The organism is Rhodoferax sp. SPJ4, assembly GCF_058216275.1.
This window is the reverse complement of sequence record NZ_JBYZMN010000001.1, coordinates 461204-476327: the sequence shown is the minus strand read 5'-3', so window position 1 is coordinate 476327 and position 15124 is coordinate 461204. Positions and strand designations below refer to the sequence as shown.

Genomic DNA, 15124 nt, shown 5'->3' with positions numbered 1-15124 from the left:
GCGTCAATGCGGGTTGCTTGCCAGCAGCTCGTGCGAGGGCGTCACCCGCCCCCCGCCGTGGCGCTTTGATTCGGCTGCGTCCTTGTTGGCCTGGCGCAGCGCAATGCCGACATGGTCGCTGGCGTCCGGCAAGGCCACGAAACCGATGCTGGCCGAGATGCGGACGCTCAGCCGGTCGCCCAGGTCGAAGGGCTTGTTGATGACCCCGGTCAGCCGCTGCAGCGACGCCTCACGCTCTTCGGCGCTGCTGACGTTGCACATCAGAATGACGAAGGTGTCGCCCTCCAGCCGGCACAACACATCGTGGGCCCTCAGGCTGGCCTTGAGGCGCCCAGCCACCTGGATCAGCAACTCGTCGCCTTTGGCATGGCCATGGGCGTCGTTGACCTTTTTGAAGCCGTCCAGGTCCAGGTAACACAGCGCCACCGGCACATCGCCCCGGCTGCGCATGGCCGTGACCTGCTTGACCCGCTCGGCAAAGGCCCGCCGGTTGGGCAGGCCGGTCAGTGCGTCGGTGAAGGCCGCCTGTTCGGTTTTTTCCTGCGCCCGCTTGATCTCCGAAATGTCGGAAATCACCCACAGCGTTTCGCCGTTGTCCTGGGACAGCAGAGCGCCCTGCAGGTCGATCCAGATGGCATGGCCATCTTTGTGCACCATCTTCAACTGGGTGCGGTACAGGCCGTTCGCCAACACCACCGGGTAGGCTGCTGCGCCGACCGATTCGAACGTGTCCTGGTCGGGGTACAACATGCGCAGCGAATGGCCCTCCAGCTCACCGATTTCGTAGCCAAAAATCCGGTGCATGGCCTCGTTGACCCAGACGAAGCGGCGGTCTTTGACCTTGATGATGCCGGTCAGCTCGTTGTTCAGCATGGCGTTCTGCTCCACCATGAGCTGGCGCAGCCGCTCCTTGTTGCGGCGCAGCTCGGTGATGTCACTGGCCACGGTGCGGCTCATCACAAAGGCCCCATCCTCGCCATAGATGGCGGTGGCGCTGAGCCGGATCCGGCGCAGGGTGCCGTCTTCACTGACCAGGTCAAACTCCAGGCCTTCCACCTGCCCCGACTGGATGAATTCAGCGAAGCACTTTTCGAACAGCGCCTGGCTTTCCGGGGTGTAGAAGTCGCTGATCTTGCGCCGCCCCAGCACCTGGCTCTCGGGCAAACCCAGCCAGCTCAGAATCAGCTTGTTGGCCGCGATGATGGTGCCGTTCGGGTCCAGCGAGTAATAGCCGCAGGGCGCGTTGTCGTAAAAATCCTTGAAGCTCGCCATCGATTCGGCCAGCTTCTGCTTCAGTTCCTTGCGCTCGGTGATGTCGCGGCCAACCAACTGGACGCCGGTCAGCTTGCCATGGGCGTCAAAGGTGGCGCTGTGGACGGACTGAACCCACCGAACGCCACACGCGGTGTTGACACGGCTTTCGATGGTCACCACCGGGTGCGCCGGCGACAGGCTGGCCAGTTCGGCCTGGACCCGCGCGCGGTCCTCATCCACCGCCAGCGGTGCCCACACATGGCCAATCAGTCGCGCCCTGGCCATGCCGAACAGTTCGCAAAACGCCTCGTTGACATAGGTGATGGTCTGGCTGGCGTTGACGCGGCAGATGAAATCGGATTGGGTCTCCAGGATCTGCAGGTACTTCTCTTCGTTCGATTCATGGGTTTGCAACGCCTCCCTGAGCTCGGCGACGGTGGCCTGCAACCGATGGACCAGCAGGCCCATCAGCCCCCCCAGCAGCGCGTGCATCAGCGTCGCCAGGGCCGCGTTGCCGTCGTAATTCAGTTGCTCGAAACTCTTGGACTGGATCAGGTAGCCAACCCCCGCGCCCAACAAAACAACCATGCTGCCAGCGCCCACGCCACACAGGCAGCAGGCCAGTAAAACTGCCGGGTAAAAAGTCAGAAACGCCAGGCCGTAACCGGAAGGCAGCAGGGCAAAACGCAAACCCAATGCCCCGGCGAGAATGAGCAGCGCCAAACCGTAGCGCTGCAGGGGCCGCAGTTTCAGCGGGTTGTAGGCCAGCCTGTGCTCCGATGACGGGGGCACGAACGGGTGGGCCATGCGGCCGGGCGGTGGGAGTGACCGGGCCTTCATGTCTTGACCACCTTCAGCCGCGACACCCGTCGACGGGTTGCCGTTTTGTCGCTGTACATCAGGGCATCGGCACGATCAATGAGCTGCTCCAAACCGGGTGTCGACGCATCCCACAAGGCACATCCCACACTGCAGCCCAGGCCGTGACCAATGGTTTCAATCCGGCGCTTGATCTGGGTGGCCAGCTCTTTCATGCCCGTGTCCACCCATTCCTGCGGCATGAAGACACACATCACAAACTCATCCCCGCCCCAGCGACCCACCACATGGGACAGGCCGGCGATGTCGCGCAGCGCCCGGCCCACGTCGATCAGAACCTTGTCGCCGCATTGGTGGCCCTCGGTGTCGTTGATGGCCTTGAAGCCGTCCAGGTCCATGAACAAAATGCCCACGGCAAGGCCATGCGCTGTGGGGCTTTTCATCAGGCGCTGGTTGACCTGTTCGACAAAGCCCTGGCGTTGCCACAGACCGGTCAGGCCATCGATGTGGGACAAGGCCAGCTGCTGGTTGATCTGGTCCTTCTCATCCTCGTTGCGCCGCAGTTCCTCCTGCACCTGGCGTTTGGTTTGGTGGGCCTGGATCAATGACTGGGTGATGACGTCGAGCTCACGCACATGGACAGCTGCGACACCTTCCGATCGGCCCTCCTTGATGGCCTGAACCGCCGCCAGCACTTTGCGACTCCAGGCCTCCAGGCGCTTGCTGGCGGCGTAGGCCATCAGGGCAATCAGCAGGAACACCGCCATGGCCGCGCCCACCAGCCAGCCCAGCCGGGCCCGCAATGGGGCTTCAATGACCGCACGGGGCACGCCGCTACCGACGGTCCAGCTGAAACCCTGCACCTTGGCGGTGAAACCCATCGCCGGCAGACCTTCCTTGAGGGTGAAAGGCACCGGGCCCGTCTGGCCGGCCCGCAGCTGCGCGAGGATTTCGGGCACCACCGGCGTGCCGACGTATTTGTCTCCCAGCACGTTGCGCGCGATGGTCACGCCATTCTGGTCGAACAGCGCCATGCGCCAGTCCTCTGGCAACTGCAGGTTTTTCAGCAAATCCGCCCAGGCCTCGCTGGAGACCACCATGAACAAACAGTGGGTCATGACTCCGTTACGGAACAGCGGGATGCCCAGAGACACCACCTTTTTGCCAGAATAAGGACCTTGAAAAATGCCTGACACGGCGGGGCGTTCGGTGGCGAACACAGTCTCGGCCATCACGGTGCTCGGCGGCCTGGGCAAAACTGTGCCGTAAGGCTTGGACGTGATGAAGTGCATCGTCAGGTCGCGGTTCATCAGCCCCAGGCCGGTCAGGCCAGGCACCTTTTGCGACACCCGCTGGGCCTGCCGGTACAGCGCTTCGAAGTCACCCGACTGGGCGGCGTCGGTGGACGCCAGCGAGTCCAGGTAGCCAATGCCGACTTGCAGCCGGGTGCTGATGGCAAAGGCGGCCGACTCGGTTCGCTCCGCCAGCTCACGCTCAATGGCTTTCTGACGTGCCTCCTGAATTTGCACCAGCTGGTGGGTCGTCAGCAGCAGCAACGGCCCCAGAACCAACAGACTGAGAATGAGAAACCACCAGCGGATGCTGGGCGACCTGACCCCGTGCAAAGGCCCCGCCGCGGACCGGCGTCTTTCAGTTCTGGAGATCTCGCGGATGGGTAGTGAGTTCACCGAGGTGCGACAAAACAGGGCCAGCGGGATTGCTGTCCACCCCCTGTGTATCGGCGGCGACGGGGCTAATTTGAGAAAAATTGAGGAAGAAAGTCACAACCACGCCTTCTTCAGCGAAGCAAACCAGCGGTGACCAGTGCCTGCAGCGGTGCGGCATCGACAAAGAAAAAGCCCCAAGCAAGTGGCTGCTTGGGGCTTTGTGTTTGGCGGAGTGGACGGGACTCGAACCCGCGACCCCCGGCGTGACAGGCCGGTATTCTAACCAACTGAACTACCACTCCTGGCAGGTGACATTCGCTCTTGCGAGCCAAGCGTCATCGACTTGTGCCTTGTTCACCGAAGGTGAAAACTTGGCGACCCTACGGGGATTCGAACCCCGGTACTCACCGTGAAAGGGTGATGTCCTAGGCCTCTAGACGATAGGGTCAAAACCTGTGGACTTCCGTCTCAACACCACACATTGCTGTGTGTTCAGAAAATTGGTGGAGGTAAACGGGATCGAACCGATGACCTCTTGCATGCCATGCAAGCGCTCTCCCAGCTGAGCTATACCCCCGCACCAGACTGACACTGTTGCCGTGCCTTGTTCCGAGCCTCAAAGTATACCGCGAAAATCGCGTTTTTAGAAACTGCGCAAACGATTCAGCACTTTTTCTTTGTCGAACAAGGCCAGCACCGCATCGACCGACGGCGTCTGCGCCGTGCCCACCACCAGCACGCGCAGCGGCATGGCCAGCTGCGGCATCTTCAGACCGGTCTCGACCAGCACCGCCTTCAGCGTGGCGGCGATGCCGGCCTTGTCCCAGGGGGCGGTTTGCAGGCGCTCGGCCAGCAGGCTGAGCGCCGGGCGCACGGCCTCGGTCACATGCTGGGCCAACTCATCGGCCTTGGGCTTCACGTCGGCGTAAAACACCGCCGCCCAGTCGGCCAGCACCACGGTGGTGTCGCAGCGGTCCTTGAACAAACCACAGATGGCTGGCAGGCGCGCATCTGTGGTGATGCCACGGGCCTGCAGCTGTGCCGCCACCAGCGGGGCCAGGGCCTCGTCGGCCATGGCCTTCAGGTGCTGGGCATTGACCCAGCGCAGCTTGGCCTCGTCGAACTGGGCGGCGCTTTTGCCCAGGTGGTCGAGGTTGAACCACTCGAGGAACTGCGCGCGGGAAAAGATTTCGTCGTCGCCATGGCTCCAGCCCAGGCGGGCCAGGTAATTCACCATGGCGTCCGGCAAATAGCCTTCCACCGCGTACTGGGTGACGGCCTTGGCGCCGTTGCGCTTGCTCATCTTTTCGCCCTGCTCGTTGAGCACGGTGGGCAAATGGGCGTAGACCGGCGGCTCTTTGCCGAGGGCGCGGAAGATGTTGATCTGGCGCGGCGTGTTGTTCACATGGTCGTCGCCACGGATCACATGGGTGATGGCCATGTCGAGGTCGTCCACCACCACGCAGAAGTTGTAGGTCGGTGTGCCCACCGTCTCGCCAGGGGCGGCCGGGCGGGCGATCACCAGGTCGTCCAGCTCGGCGTTGGCGATCTCGATGCGGCCCTTGACCTTGTCGTCCCAGGCCACCACACCGCCCTGCGGGTTCTTGAAGCGCAGCACCGGCTGCACGCCCTCGGGCACCGGCGGCAGCACCTTGCCGGGCTCGGGCCGCCATGTGCCGTCGTAACGCGGCTTTTGTTTGGCCGCCATCTGGCGCTCGCGCAACGCGTCCAGTTCGGCCATGGCCATGTAGCAGGGATAGACATGGCCGGCGGCAATCAGCTCGGCCAGCACCGCCTTGTAGCGGTCAATGCGCTGCATCTGGTAGAACGGGCCCTCGTCGTGGTCCAGGCCCAGCCAGCGCATGCCTTCGATGATGACGTCCACCGCGGCCTGGGTGGAGCGGTCTTCGTCGGTGTCTTCGATGCGCAGGATGAAGTCGCCACCGGTGGCCCGCGCAAAGGCCCAGGGGTAGAGCGCCGAGCGGATGTTGCCGAGGTGAATGAAACCGGTGGGGGACGGGGCGAAGCGTGTGCGGACGCGCGCGCCCGGGGTGCCGATGGGAGCAGTCATTAGAGGGTGTCAAGACCTCGGGCGAGGTCGGTGGTCAGGTCGGTCACGGCCTCCAGGCCCACGGCCACACGCACCAGCCCCTGCTGGATGCCGGCGGCCTGGCGCTGGGGTTCGGAAAGTCGGCCATGCGAGGTGCTGGCCGGGTGGGTGATGGTGGTCTTGGTGTCGCCCAGGTTGGCGGTGATGGAGCACACACGGGTGCTGTCGATCACATGGAAGGCGTTGCGGCGCGCGGTCTGCGGGTCGTCACCGACCACATCGAACGAGATCACCGCCCCGCCCTGCCCCGATTGCTGGGCCATGGCCAGTGCGTGCTGCGGGTGCGAGGCCAGGCCGGGGTAATGCACCCGGGCCACCTTGGGGTGTTGCTCCAGCCACTGGGCCACTTCGAGCGCGCGGCGGCACTGGGCTTCCATGCGGATGCCCAGGGTCTCCATGCCCTTCAGCACCACCCAGGCGTTGAAAGCCGACAGACTCATGCCGGCGCTGCGCATCACCGGGATGAACTTTTCCTCGATCAGCGCCTTGGGGCCGCAGATGGCACCGGCCACCACCCGGCCCTGGCCATCCAGATACTTGGTGCCGGAATGGATCACCAGGTCGGCGCCGAAGTCCACCGGCCGCTGCAACGCCGGGGTGCAAAAGCAGTTGTCCACCGCCAGCAACGCGCCAGCGCCATGGGCCACAGCGGCCAGCGCGGCGATGTCGCAGACCTCGGTCAGCGGGTTGGTGGGGGTTTCGGCAAACAGCAGTTTGGTGTTGGGCTGCAGCGCGGCGCGCCAGGCGGCCACGTCGGTCTGCGAAACAAAGCTGCTCTGCACACCGAACTTGCCAAACTCGCCGGCGATCAGCTTGATGGTGGAGCCGAACACGCTTTGCGAGCAGATCACATGGTCGCCGGCCTTCAGCAAGCCCATGCACAGCAGCAGGATGGCGGCCATGCCGCTGGACGTGCCGATGGCGGCCTCGGTGCCTTCGAGCGCGGCCAGCCGCTGCTCGAAGCTGGCCACCGTGGGGTTGCTGAAGCGCGAGTAGATGTAGCCGTCTTCCTCGCCGGCAAAGCGCCGGGCGGCGGTGGCGGCGTCGGGCTGGACAAAGCTGCTGGTGAGGAACAAGGCCTCGGAGTTCTCGCCGTACTGGCTTTTGGGCACGGCCTCGCGCACCGCCAGGGTGTCGAGGTGCAGGCCGGGCGGCAGCGGGGGCTGACTGGGTGCGCTCAACTCAGGCCCCCTGGGTGCTGGCCTGCGCGTTGGGCAGGGCCAGGCGCGAGGTGTCTTCGGTGGGCTCGTTGGTGCCCACCCGCCTTTCGTTCAGGCGCACGATGTCGTCCGAGGTGATGTCGCCGGTGACGTAAACACCGTCGAAACAAGAGGCGTCAAAGCCCATCAGCAGGCCGTTGGCCGGCGTGGCGGTGGTGGGCGCGGCGGCCTGCACCGCGCGCTTCATCGCGTCCACGTCCTGGTAGATCAGCGCGTCGCAGCCAATGATGTCGCGGATTTCTTCCACCGTGCGGTTGTGCGCCACCAGCTCGTCCTTGGTCGGCATGTCGATGCCGTAGACGTTGGGGAAACGCACCGGCGGCGCGGCGCTGGCCATGTAGACCTTGCGGGCGCCAGCGTCGCGTGCCATCTGCACGATTTCCTTGCAGGTCGTGCCACGCACGATGGAGTCGTCCACCAGCAGCACGTTGCGGCCCTTGAACTCGCTGCCGATGACGTTGAGCTTCTGACGCACGCTCTTCTTGCGCACCGCCTGGCCCGGCATGATGAAGGTGCGGCCCACGTAGCGGTTCTTCACAAAACCTTCGCGGTAGGGAATGCCCAGCAAATGCGCCAGCTGGGTGGCGCTGGGCCGGCTCGATTCGGGGATGGGAATCACCACGTCGATTTCGCTCGGCGGCACGGTGGACACCACCCGCTTGGCCAGCGACTCGCCCAGGTTCAGGCGTGCCTGGTAGACCGAGATGCCGTCGATGGTGGAATCGGGCCGCGCCAGGTAGACGAACTCGAAGATGCAGGGGTAGAGCTGCGCATGGTCGGCACAGGACTGCGAACTCACCTGGCCGGCCATGTCGATGAACACCGCCTCGCCCGGCAGCAGGTTGCGTTCGAACTGGTGGCCCGTGCCTTCCAGCGTGACCGACTCGCTGGCCACCATCACCGTGCCATCGGCGCTGCGGCCCAGGCACAGCGGGCGGATGCCATAGGGGTCGCGGAAGGCCAGCAGGCCATGGCCGGCGATCAGCGCGATCACCGCGTACGAGCCCTTGATGCGGCGGTGCACATGGCGCACCGCGGTGAACACGTCCTCGGGCTTCAGCGCCAGGCCGCGGGTGGCGCGTTCCAGCTCATGGGCCAGCACGTTGAGCAACACCTCGGAATCGCTCTCGGTGTTGATGTGGCGGTGGTCGGTCACGAACAGCTCGGTCTTCAGCGCCGCGGCGTTGGTCAGGTTGCCGTTGTGCACCAGCACGATGCCGTAAGGCGCGTTGACATAGAAGGGCTGGGCCTCTTCCTCGCTGTAGGCATTGCCGGCGGTGGGGTAACGCACCTGGCCCAGGCCCACGCTGCCAGGCAGCGCGCGCATGTCGCGGGTGCGGAACACGTCACGCACCATGCCCTTGGCCTTGTGCATGAAGAACTTGCGTTCCTGCTGCGTGACGATGCCTGCCGCATCCTGACCCCGGTGCTGCAACAGCAGCAGCGCGTCATAGATCAGCTGGTTGACCGGGGTCTGGCTGACTACACCGACGATTCCACACATGTCTTGGTCCTTTTGCGGCGGGGCGGCACTGGCGCCACACCCACCGGGTTCACTTCAGGGAGGCAAATGCCTTCCAAACGTCTCTGGCAGCACCGGCTTCAGGCCCTTCAGCGCCGATGCCAACACCCCCGCGCCGGTGGACTGCTTCCACCAAACGCTGTCTTTCAGCGGCGTCATCGCCACCACCACCGCCGCAGCCAGCAGCAACACCACGCCGCGCAACAGGCCGAACACCATGCCTAAGGTGCGGTCCACCGGCCGCAAACCAATGGCCTCGACCATTTTTTTCACCAGCCAGGCCACCAGCCCACCGGCAAAGGCCGCGGCGATGAACACCAGCACAAAGGCCGCCGCGTAGCGCACCGGCTCGGCCGCGCCGGCCATGGGCAGCTGGCCCGCCACCTGGGGCGCAAACCACTGTGCCAGAAAAAACGCCGCCACCCAACCCAGCACCGACAACATCTCGTACACCAGGCCGCGCCAGAAACCCAGCAGCACCGAGGCGGCCAGCACGGCCAGCAGCACCCAATCGACCGCGGCCATCACAGCGTCAGGATGGCGGCGGGCAGACGCAGCGCCTTGATGCGGCTGGCGGCCTTGTCGGCTTCGGCCCGGCTGGCGAACGGCCCCACCCGGACCCGGATGCGCCGGCCGTCGTCGGTGTCCACCACCTGGGTGTAGGTTTTCAGGCCGGCGGCCTCCACCTTGAGCCGGGCCTCGCGCGCCTTGACCTGCTCGGAGAACGCACCCACCTGCACGATGAAGCGGCTGGCGTCGGCGGCAGCGGCCGAGGCCTTGGCAGCGGGCTTGTCGGCGGCTTTTTCGCTGGTCTTGTCGGACGGCTTGTCGGCTTTGACGGGGGCCTTGTCGACCGGCTTTTCGCCGGGGGCGCTGCCTTCCAGCAGGGCCCGGGCCTTGGCACCATCGTCACCCTTGGCCGGTGCCGGGTCTTTGACCTCGCGCGGCAGCGCGTCGGCGGTGACCTGGGGCATGCGGGGCGGCTCGCCCTTGGCTGATCTGGCCGGCTCTTTGGCGGCGTCCTTGGCCGACGACGCGCTGGGCGCCACCTTGGCCAGCGGCTTCTCCGCGGCCTTGGGCTCGGGGGTTTCTTTTTTGGTTGCCACGGGCGCCGGCTTGGGCGGCACCGGGGCCGGCTTGGGCTTGGGTTCTGGGTCTGGCCGCACCAGCTGCTCGCGTTCGTCCAGGCCCGAGGTGGCGGCCAGCTTGCCGCCGGGCGCGGGCGCCGCGGGTTTGGCCGCGGCCACCGGGGCCGGAATCAGCGCGGGTGCCGGCTTGGCGACGGGCTCGCTGGCCACTGGCTTGCTGGCCACGGTGGGCGCCGGCAGGGCCAGCGGCTTGGCCTTGTTTTTGTCGGGAATGTCGATGGCGATGTCGGTGGCCACCGGCCGCGGCTGGGTGTCGAACAGCAGCGGGAAGGCCACCACACCCACACCCACCAGCACGGCCGCACCGATCAGCCGGTGTTTGGCCCGCTGCCGCATGGCGTCAACGCTCTCGGTGGGGGCTGCGCCGCCACTGGACTCGGACGGGGTTTTCTGGCCGGGCAATCGGAACTTGAAAAAGGCCATGGGCTTGGGTTGGGCGGTCGTTCAGGTCTGGGGCCCGAGGTGTTTGGCGTGCAATCGCGGCACACCCTGCTTCAACACCCCACCCACGGTGTAGAACGACCCAAAAACCACGATTCTATCAGTGGGGTCTGCGGCGGCGATGGCTGCGTCCAGCGCCTGTTGGGGGTCGGCATGGGTGCTGGCGCTGCTGGAATGGCCGGCCGGCGTCAGGCCCTGCCAGCGGGCGGCCAGCTGGTCGGCCGAGGCGGCGCGGGCGGTGGGCAGGTCGGTGAAATACCAGCGGTCGATGATGGGCATCACCTTGGCCAGCATGGGGCCGAGGTCTTTGTCGGCCATGGCGCCGAACACCGCATGGGTGCGCGGGTAAAAGCCCATGGCGTCGAGGTTGGCGGCCAGCGCGGCCACCGAATGCGGGTTGTGGGCCACGTCCAGCACCAGCACCGGCTCGCCGGGCACGATCTGGAAGCGCGCGGTCAGCTCCACCATGGCCAGGCCGTTGCGCACCGCCTGCGCGGTGATGGGCAGCTGCTCGCGCAAGGCCTGCAGCGCGGCCAGCACGCCCGAGGCGTTCATCAGCTGGTTGGCGCCGCGCAGCGCGGGGTAAGCCAGGCCGCTGTAGCGCCGGCCGCGGCCGGCCCAGCCCCATTGCAGCTTGTCGCCGGAGAAATTGAAGTCCGTCCCCAGGCGCCACAGGTCGGCGCCGAGGGACTGTGCGTGGTCGATCACGCTTTGCGGCGGCATCGGGTCGCTGACCACCGCCGGCCGTCCGGCGCGCAGAATGCCGGCCTTCTCAAAACCGATGGCCTCGCGGTCATGGCCCAGCAGCTCGGTGTGGTCAAGGTCGATGCTGGTGATGACGGCGCAGTCGGCGTCGATGATGTTGACCGCGTCCAGCCGGCCACCCAGACCCACCTCCAGAATCGCCACCTCCAGCCCGGCGCCGGCCATCAGCCGCAGGATGGCCAGGGTGGTGAATTCGAAATAGCTCAGGCTGACCTCGGCGCCGTCGGTGCGGGCCGCCTCCACCGCCGCGAAATGCGGCAGCAGTTCGTCGGCCTTGACCGGCTCGCCATGCACCCGGCAACGCTCCTCGAAATGCACCAGGTGGGGCGAGGTGTAGACGCCGGTGCGGTAGCCGGCCTGCAACAGGATGGCCTCCAGCATCGCGCAGGTCGAGCCCTTGCCGTTGGTGCCGGCCACGGTGATCACCGGGCAGTCGAAGCGCAGGCCCAGCCGCGTGGCCACGGTGCGCACCCGGTCCAGCCCCATGTCGATGGTGGTGGGGTGCAGGCGCTCGCAGTGGGCGAGCCAGTCGGACAGCGTGTTCATGGCAACCTCAAAGAGGCGGCGATTGTCGCCGAGGTGGAATTCGCGCATCATCGCGGCCCATGAATCCCCCCAACCCCACCCTCTATGGCATCCCCAACTGCGACACCGTCAAAAAGGCCCGTGCCTGGCTGGCCGAGCGTGGCCAGCCCCCCACCTTTCACGATTTCAAGAGACAAGGTGTGCCCGCCGACCGGCTGGCCGCCTGGGTGGCGGCGGTGGGCTGGGAGAAGGTGTTGAACCGCCAGGGCACGACCTGGCGCAAGCTCGACCCGGTGGCCCAGGCGGCGGTGCGGGACGCACCCAGCGCCCAGGCGCTGCTGCAGGCACAGCCCAGCGCCATCAAGCGCCCGGTGGTGGAATGGCCCGACGGCACCATCACCGTGGGCTTCAACGCCGACGACTGGCAACGTCGGGTCTGAGTCCCTCAGTGGTCGGGCTGCTCGCCCAGGGCGGCATAGGCCTGGCACCAGCCGGTGGCAGCCACCCGCCGACCGCCGAAATAGGGGCAAGGGCCCAGCGCCTCGCCTTCCTGGCCCTGGAAGGCCTGGCAGTTGCCACATTGCTGGCTGGGCCGGTGAGACGGGTATTGGGCGCCATCGACCCGGCGCGAGTCGGTTTTGTAGCCCAGGGCCTGGGCCACGCCGTCGGACTCGGGCACGGTGGCGGGGGGCGCGGTCTGGGCCTGGGCTCCGCCCACGGCCAGGCCCAAGGCGCTGGCGGCCCAGCGCACGATGAATTTCCGCCGGGGGGTTGGCTGCATGGCACGGTCTCCTGATTGGGCCTGGGGTGCAGGTTACACCGCCGCACCGGCGGCCGCCATTCACCCACTGCATTTACCCCGGGTTTACCGAACTCCGACCCCTGATCCCCACTCAAAGTGGGAAAATCTGCCTGTGATGGCGGGGCGTTGGCGCCCACCGTGTTGTCCAAAGGAAATGCCATGAAACAAGTCCTCGTCTGTTCCGCGCTGGCCCTGGTGGCCGCGTCGGTGGGAGCCCAGGAAGCGGGCCGTGTGCTGTCCAGCACGCCGGTGGTGCAGCAGGTGGCGGTGCCGCGACAGGTCTGCCAGAACGCCCAGGTGGCGGTGGGCCAGCCCAAGACGGGCGCTGGCGCCCTGCTGGGGGCGGTGGCCGGTGGCGCGGTGGGCAATGCCGTGGGCGGTGGCAGCGGCCGCGCGGCGGCCACGGTGCTGGGGGTGCTGGGCGGTGCGGTGTTGGGTGACAGCATCGAAGGCGGCGCGACCCAGGTGCAAAACGTGCCCCAGTGTTACACCCAGACGGTGTACGAAAACCGCGCCGTGGCCTACAACGTGGTCTACGAGTACGCGGGCCGCCAGTACAGCGTGCAAATGCCCAACGACCCGGGCCCCACCATTGCGCTGCAGGTCTCGCCGGCCGGCGCGTCGGCCGCAGCGCCCCAGGCCCCCTATCCGGCCGAGGGCACGGTGGGCGCCCCGGTGTATGCCGCACCCTACCCGGTGTACGCCCCGGCGCCGGTCTATGCCGCGCCCTACCCCTACTACTACGGCCGGCCCTACGCGCCGGTGGGTGTGTCGCTCAATTTCGGCTTCTACGGCGGCCACCGCCACTGGCGTTGAGCACATGCCCCCAACAAAAAGGCCCGCATCAGCGGGCCTTTTTGTTGATGGATTCTGCCCTGGCGCTCAGAGCGAGGTGGCCAGCCAGGCGCCCTTGAACAGCACCGGGCCGGTGGGGCCCTTGTCGCCGGGCACACCGCCCTTGGGTTCCAGGCTGATGGCCAGTGCCGGCACCTCTTTCAGCGCGGCGTCGTTGGCCGTCAACCGCACCACAGCGTCGCCGCCCAGCACGCCCAGCGAGGTCGGTCCGGCGGGCGCGCCTTCGGTCGCGCCGGGCTTGGGCAGGGCCCAGAGCTGCAGCGAATGCTCAGCGGCTTCGCGGTAGTCGCCCACCCTTTTGAGGGTCAGGCTCTGGTGCTGGGCATCAAAGGTCACCAGCACCTTGGCCTGGGCCAGGTCGTCGGCCAGCACCGCCACATAGGCCACTTGGGGCGTGGCCTGCAATTTCGCCACCAGCCGGCTGTTTTGCTGCGCCGCCTCGGCCAGTTGGCGGGCCTGGTCGTCGAGCTGGCCCCGGACATGGGCGCCAGCCAGCACCGCCACCACACCCACGACGCCGGAGGCCAGGGCCGCACCGCGCCACAGGCCCAGCAGGCGTTGCAGACGCTGCAGCACCGCCGGCGCCACGCCGGGGGCGGGCTGCGGCGGGGCGGGCTGGCGCTGGGCCTCCACCGCGATGGCAATGCGTTTCCAGACGTTGCCGTTGGGCACTTCACTGGCTTGCAACTCGGTCAGCGAGGCCATGCGCTCCTGCCAGACCAGGGCTTGCACCCGCAGAGCGGGGTTGTGGCGCGCCATGGCCTCGAAGCGGCGGCGCGCACCGCCACGCAACGTGCCCAGCGCGTAGCTGGCGGCCAGTTGGTCAAGCAGTTCAGGGTGTCGGGCAAGGTTCATGGTGGCAGTGCAACTCGGGACGGGGACTCAAATAACAACGGGCGACCTCAGGCCACCCCGGTCAGGCATTGCCGCAGCTGGGCCATGCCGCGGCGTATCCAGGTTTTCACCGTGCCCAGCGGCAGCTTCAGCTGCGCGGCCAGCTCGCCATGGCTCAGGTCACGCAAATAGGCCAGGCTGACCACCTCGCGGTGCCGGTTCTCCAGCCGAGTCAAACACTGGTGCAGGGCCCAGGCGCGTTCGCTGGCGTGGGCGGTGTCCACCGGCGAGGGCAGGTCGCTGGCGACGGTGTCGGCCAGCAGCGTGTCCAGCGGCTGGTGGCTGTCGATGCGCTCGGTCTGGCGGCGGCGCAGGAAGTCCAGCCCCCGGCTGCGCACGATCACGCCCATCCAGGCCATGGGCGGGCTGAGCGCGGCACGGTAGTCGCCGGCAATGCGCCAGATATTGAGGTAGGCGTCCTGAAGCACATCCTCGGCCCATTCGCGGTTGCCCACCACCCGCAGCGCTACGCCATACAGCTTGGGCGCGGTGAGGTCGTACAACTGCCGCAGCGCCTGTTCGGCTCCGGCGTCACGGGGGGCAATTCGGTCGATGAGGGCGGTCAATTGGGGGTCAGACGATTCAAAGGCCATGAACAACAAGTACCAGTTGGGAACATTACGCACGCCATGCAGGGGCGGATTCAGGCAGATCGGCCAAAGTTGCAGCCTAACGCAGTCGCGGGGCGAGCGGCAAGCCGACCCTTGGCCATGCCGGTAAAATCAGGGGCTTTGTTTCTTCTGTTCGGCCCTCTCCTTCTGGCGCCCTGCGCCCGCCTTACCCCATGACCACCGAAATTTTTGACGGCGTGTCCGTCGCCACCAAGGCCAATGTCTATTTCGACGGCAAGTGCGTCAGCCACAGCATCACGCTGGCAGACGGCACGAAAAAGTCTGTCGGCGTGGTGCTGCCCGCCACGCTGACCTTCAACACCGGCGCACCCGAAATCATGGAATGCACAGCCGGCGCCTGCGAGTACAAGCTGGCCGGCAGCGATGCCTGGCTCAAGTCATCGGCCGGTGAAAAGTTCAGCGTGCCGGGCAACTCGAGTTTCCAGATCCGGGTGGCCGAGGCCTACCACTACATCTGCCATTTCGGTTGA

Annotated in this window: 15 protein-coding genes and 3 tRNA genes; 4 read left to right on the top strand and 14 right to left on the bottom strand. The window is 66.5% G+C overall.

Features of this window, described 5'->3' with window-relative positions; translation table 11 throughout:
• Positions 1 to 3: 3 nt before the first annotated feature.
• The gene (locus AC4BAR_RS02370) at positions 4 to 2061 is read right to left on the bottom strand and encodes a sensor domain-containing protein (RefSeq protein ID WP_490626207.1); all 2058 of its coding nucleotides are present in this window, start codon (positions 2059 to 2061) and stop codon (positions 4 to 6) included.
• 29 nt (positions 2062 to 2090) lie between these two features.
• Positions 2091 to 3629 (bottom strand): sensor domain-containing diguanylate cyclase, encoded by a 1539-nt coding sequence (locus AC4BAR_RS02365; protein WP_490626206.1) that lies wholly within the window; start codon positions 3627 to 3629, stop codon positions 2091 to 2093.
• 25 nt (positions 3630 to 3654) lie between these two features.
• Between AC4BAR_RS02365 and AC4BAR_RS02360 the strand changes: the two genes are divergently transcribed.
• Positions 3655 to 3894, top strand: a complete 240-nt coding sequence (locus AC4BAR_RS02360; RefSeq protein WP_490626205.1) for a hypothetical protein — start codon at positions 3655 to 3657, stop codon at positions 3892 to 3894.
• Positions 3895 to 3965: 71 nt separating this feature from the next.
• Here the strand turns inward: AC4BAR_RS02360 and AC4BAR_RS02355 are convergent.
• From AC4BAR_RS02355 to folC, 9 genes are all read right to left on the bottom strand, one after another.
• Positions 3966 to 4042, bottom strand: a tRNA-Asp gene (locus AC4BAR_RS02355).
• A 70-nt stretch (positions 4043 to 4112) separates the two neighbouring features.
• Positions 4113 to 4188: transfer RNA gene (locus AC4BAR_RS02350), tRNA-Glu, on the bottom strand.
• Between the two features lie 53 nt (positions 4189 to 4241).
• Positions 4242 to 4317: transfer RNA gene (locus tag AC4BAR_RS02345), tRNA-Ala, on the bottom strand.
• 66 nt (positions 4318 to 4383) lie between these two features.
• Positions 4384 to 5811, bottom strand: coding sequence for a glutamate--tRNA ligase (gltX, locus tag AC4BAR_RS02340; protein ID WP_490626204.1), 1428 nt, complete (start codon positions 5809 to 5811; stop codon positions 4384 to 4386).
• On the bottom strand, positions 5811 to 7031 hold the full coding sequence (locus AC4BAR_RS02335; RefSeq protein ID WP_490626203.1) for an O-succinylhomoserine sulfhydrylase: 1221 nt from the start codon (positions 7029 to 7031) through the stop codon (positions 5811 to 5813). Before AC4BAR_RS02335 ends, gltX begins: the two co-directional genes overlap by 1 nt.
• Before the next feature lies 1 nt (position 7032).
• Complete coding sequence (gene purF, locus AC4BAR_RS02330) at positions 7033 to 8574, bottom strand: amidophosphoribosyltransferase (protein WP_490626202.1); 1542 nt, start codon at positions 8572 to 8574, stop codon at positions 7033 to 7035.
• A 54-nt stretch (positions 8575 to 8628) separates the two neighbouring features.
• A complete protein-coding gene (locus tag AC4BAR_RS02325; protein WP_490626201.1) occupies positions 8629 to 9117 on the bottom strand; it encodes a CvpA family protein in 489 nt (162 codons plus the stop codon).
• The gene (locus AC4BAR_RS02320; protein WP_490626200.1) at positions 9117 to 10163 is read right to left on the bottom strand and encodes an SPOR domain-containing protein; all 1047 of its coding nucleotides are present in this window, start codon (positions 10161 to 10163) and stop codon (positions 9117 to 9119) included. The genes AC4BAR_RS02325 and AC4BAR_RS02320 overlap by 1 nt, the downstream gene beginning before the upstream one ends.
• Before the next feature lie 21 nt (positions 10164 to 10184).
• Entirely contained in the window at positions 10185 to 11492 is a 1308-nt protein-coding gene (gene folC / locus AC4BAR_RS02315) for a bifunctional tetrahydrofolate synthase/dihydrofolate synthase (protein ID WP_490626199.1), read from the bottom strand.
• Between the two features lie 59 nt (positions 11493 to 11551).
• On the opposite strand from folC, the gene AC4BAR_RS02310 reads away from it, so the two are divergent.
• The gene (locus AC4BAR_RS02310) at positions 11552 to 11911 is read left to right on the top strand and encodes an arsenate reductase (RefSeq protein WP_490626198.1); all 360 of its coding nucleotides are present in this window, start codon (positions 11552 to 11554) and stop codon (positions 11909 to 11911) included.
• Positions 11912 to 11916: 5 nt separating this feature from the next.
• Here AC4BAR_RS02310 and AC4BAR_RS02305 read toward each other — a convergent pair whose 3' ends face one another.
• Positions 11917 to 12252, bottom strand: coding sequence for a high-potential iron-sulfur protein (locus AC4BAR_RS02305; RefSeq protein ID WP_490626197.1), 336 nt, complete (start codon positions 12250 to 12252; stop codon positions 11917 to 11919).
• A gap of 180 nt (positions 12253 to 12432) precedes the next feature.
• Here AC4BAR_RS02305 and AC4BAR_RS02300 point away from each other — a divergent pair, with 180 nt between their 5' ends.
• Positions 12433 to 13089: a glycine zipper 2TM domain-containing protein gene (locus AC4BAR_RS02300; protein WP_490626196.1), complete on the top strand. Its 657-nt coding sequence runs from the start codon at positions 12433 to 12435 to the stop codon at positions 13087 to 13089.
• Between the two features lie 66 nt (positions 13090 to 13155).
• Here the strand turns inward: AC4BAR_RS02300 and AC4BAR_RS02295 are convergent, their stop codons facing one another.
• Together AC4BAR_RS02295 and AC4BAR_RS02290 are read right to left on the bottom strand one after the other, a co-directional pair.
• A complete protein-coding gene (locus tag AC4BAR_RS02295) occupies positions 13156 to 13983 on the bottom strand; it encodes an anti-sigma factor (RefSeq protein WP_490626195.1) in 828 nt (275 codons plus the stop codon).
• A gap of 47 nt (positions 13984 to 14030) precedes the next feature.
• Positions 14031 to 14615 (bottom strand): RNA polymerase sigma factor, encoded by a 585-nt coding sequence (locus tag AC4BAR_RS02290; protein ID WP_490626194.1) that lies wholly within the window; start codon positions 14613 to 14615, stop codon positions 14031 to 14033.
• Between the two features lie 191 nt (positions 14616 to 14806).
• On the opposite strand from AC4BAR_RS02290, the gene ppnP reads away from it, so the two are divergent.
• The gene (ppnP, locus tag AC4BAR_RS02285; RefSeq protein ID WP_490626193.1) at positions 14807 to 15124 is read left to right on the top strand and encodes a pyrimidine/purine nucleoside phosphorylase; all 318 of its coding nucleotides are present in this window, start codon (positions 14807 to 14809) and stop codon (positions 15122 to 15124) included.

Bases quoted from the DNA above. Each gene is read 5' to 3' on its own strand.
- AC4BAR_RS02370 (WP_490626207.1), bottom strand. From the start codon at position 2,061: ATGGCCCACCCGTTCGTGCCCCCGTCATCGGAGCACAGGCTGGCCTAC.
- AC4BAR_RS02360 (WP_490626205.1), top strand. From the start codon at position 3,655: ATGAGAAACCACCAGCGGATGCTGGGCGACCTGACCCCGTGCAAAGGC.
- gltX (WP_490626204.1), bottom strand. From the start codon at position 5,811: ATGACTGCTCCCATCGGCACCCCGGGCGCGCGCGTCCGCACACGCTTC.
- purF (WP_490626202.1), bottom strand. From the start codon at position 8,574: ATGTGTGGAATCGTCGGTGTAGTCAGCCAGACCCCGGTCAACCAGCTG.
- AC4BAR_RS02325 (WP_490626201.1), bottom strand. From the start codon at position 9,117: ATGGCCGCGGTCGATTGGGTGCTGCTGGCCGTGCTGGCCGCCTCGGTG.
- AC4BAR_RS02320 (WP_490626200.1), bottom strand. From the start codon at position 10,163: ATGGCCTTTTTCAAGTTCCGATTGCCCGGCCAGAAAACCCCGTCCGAG.
- folC (WP_490626199.1), bottom strand. From the start codon at position 11,492: ATGAACACGCTGTCCGACTGGCTCGCCCACTGCGAGCGCCTGCACCCC.
- AC4BAR_RS02310 (WP_490626198.1), top strand. From the start codon at position 11,552: ATGAATCCCCCCAACCCCACCCTCTATGGCATCCCCAACTGCGACACC.
- AC4BAR_RS02305 (WP_490626197.1), bottom strand. From the start codon at position 12,252: ATGCAGCCAACCCCCCGGCGGAAATTCATCGTGCGCTGGGCCGCCAGC.
- AC4BAR_RS02300 (WP_490626196.1), top strand. From the start codon at position 12,433: ATGAAACAAGTCCTCGTCTGTTCCGCGCTGGCCCTGGTGGCCGCGTCG.
- AC4BAR_RS02295 (WP_490626195.1), bottom strand. From the start codon at position 13,983: ATGAACCTTGCCCGACACCCTGAACTGCTTGACCAACTGGCCGCCAGC.
- AC4BAR_RS02290 (WP_490626194.1), bottom strand. From the start codon at position 14,615: ATGGCCTTTGAATCGTCTGACCCCCAATTGACCGCCCTCATCGACCGA.
- ppnP (WP_490626193.1), top strand. From the start codon at position 14,807: ATGACCACCGAAATTTTTGACGGCGTGTCCGTCGCCACCAAGGCCAAT.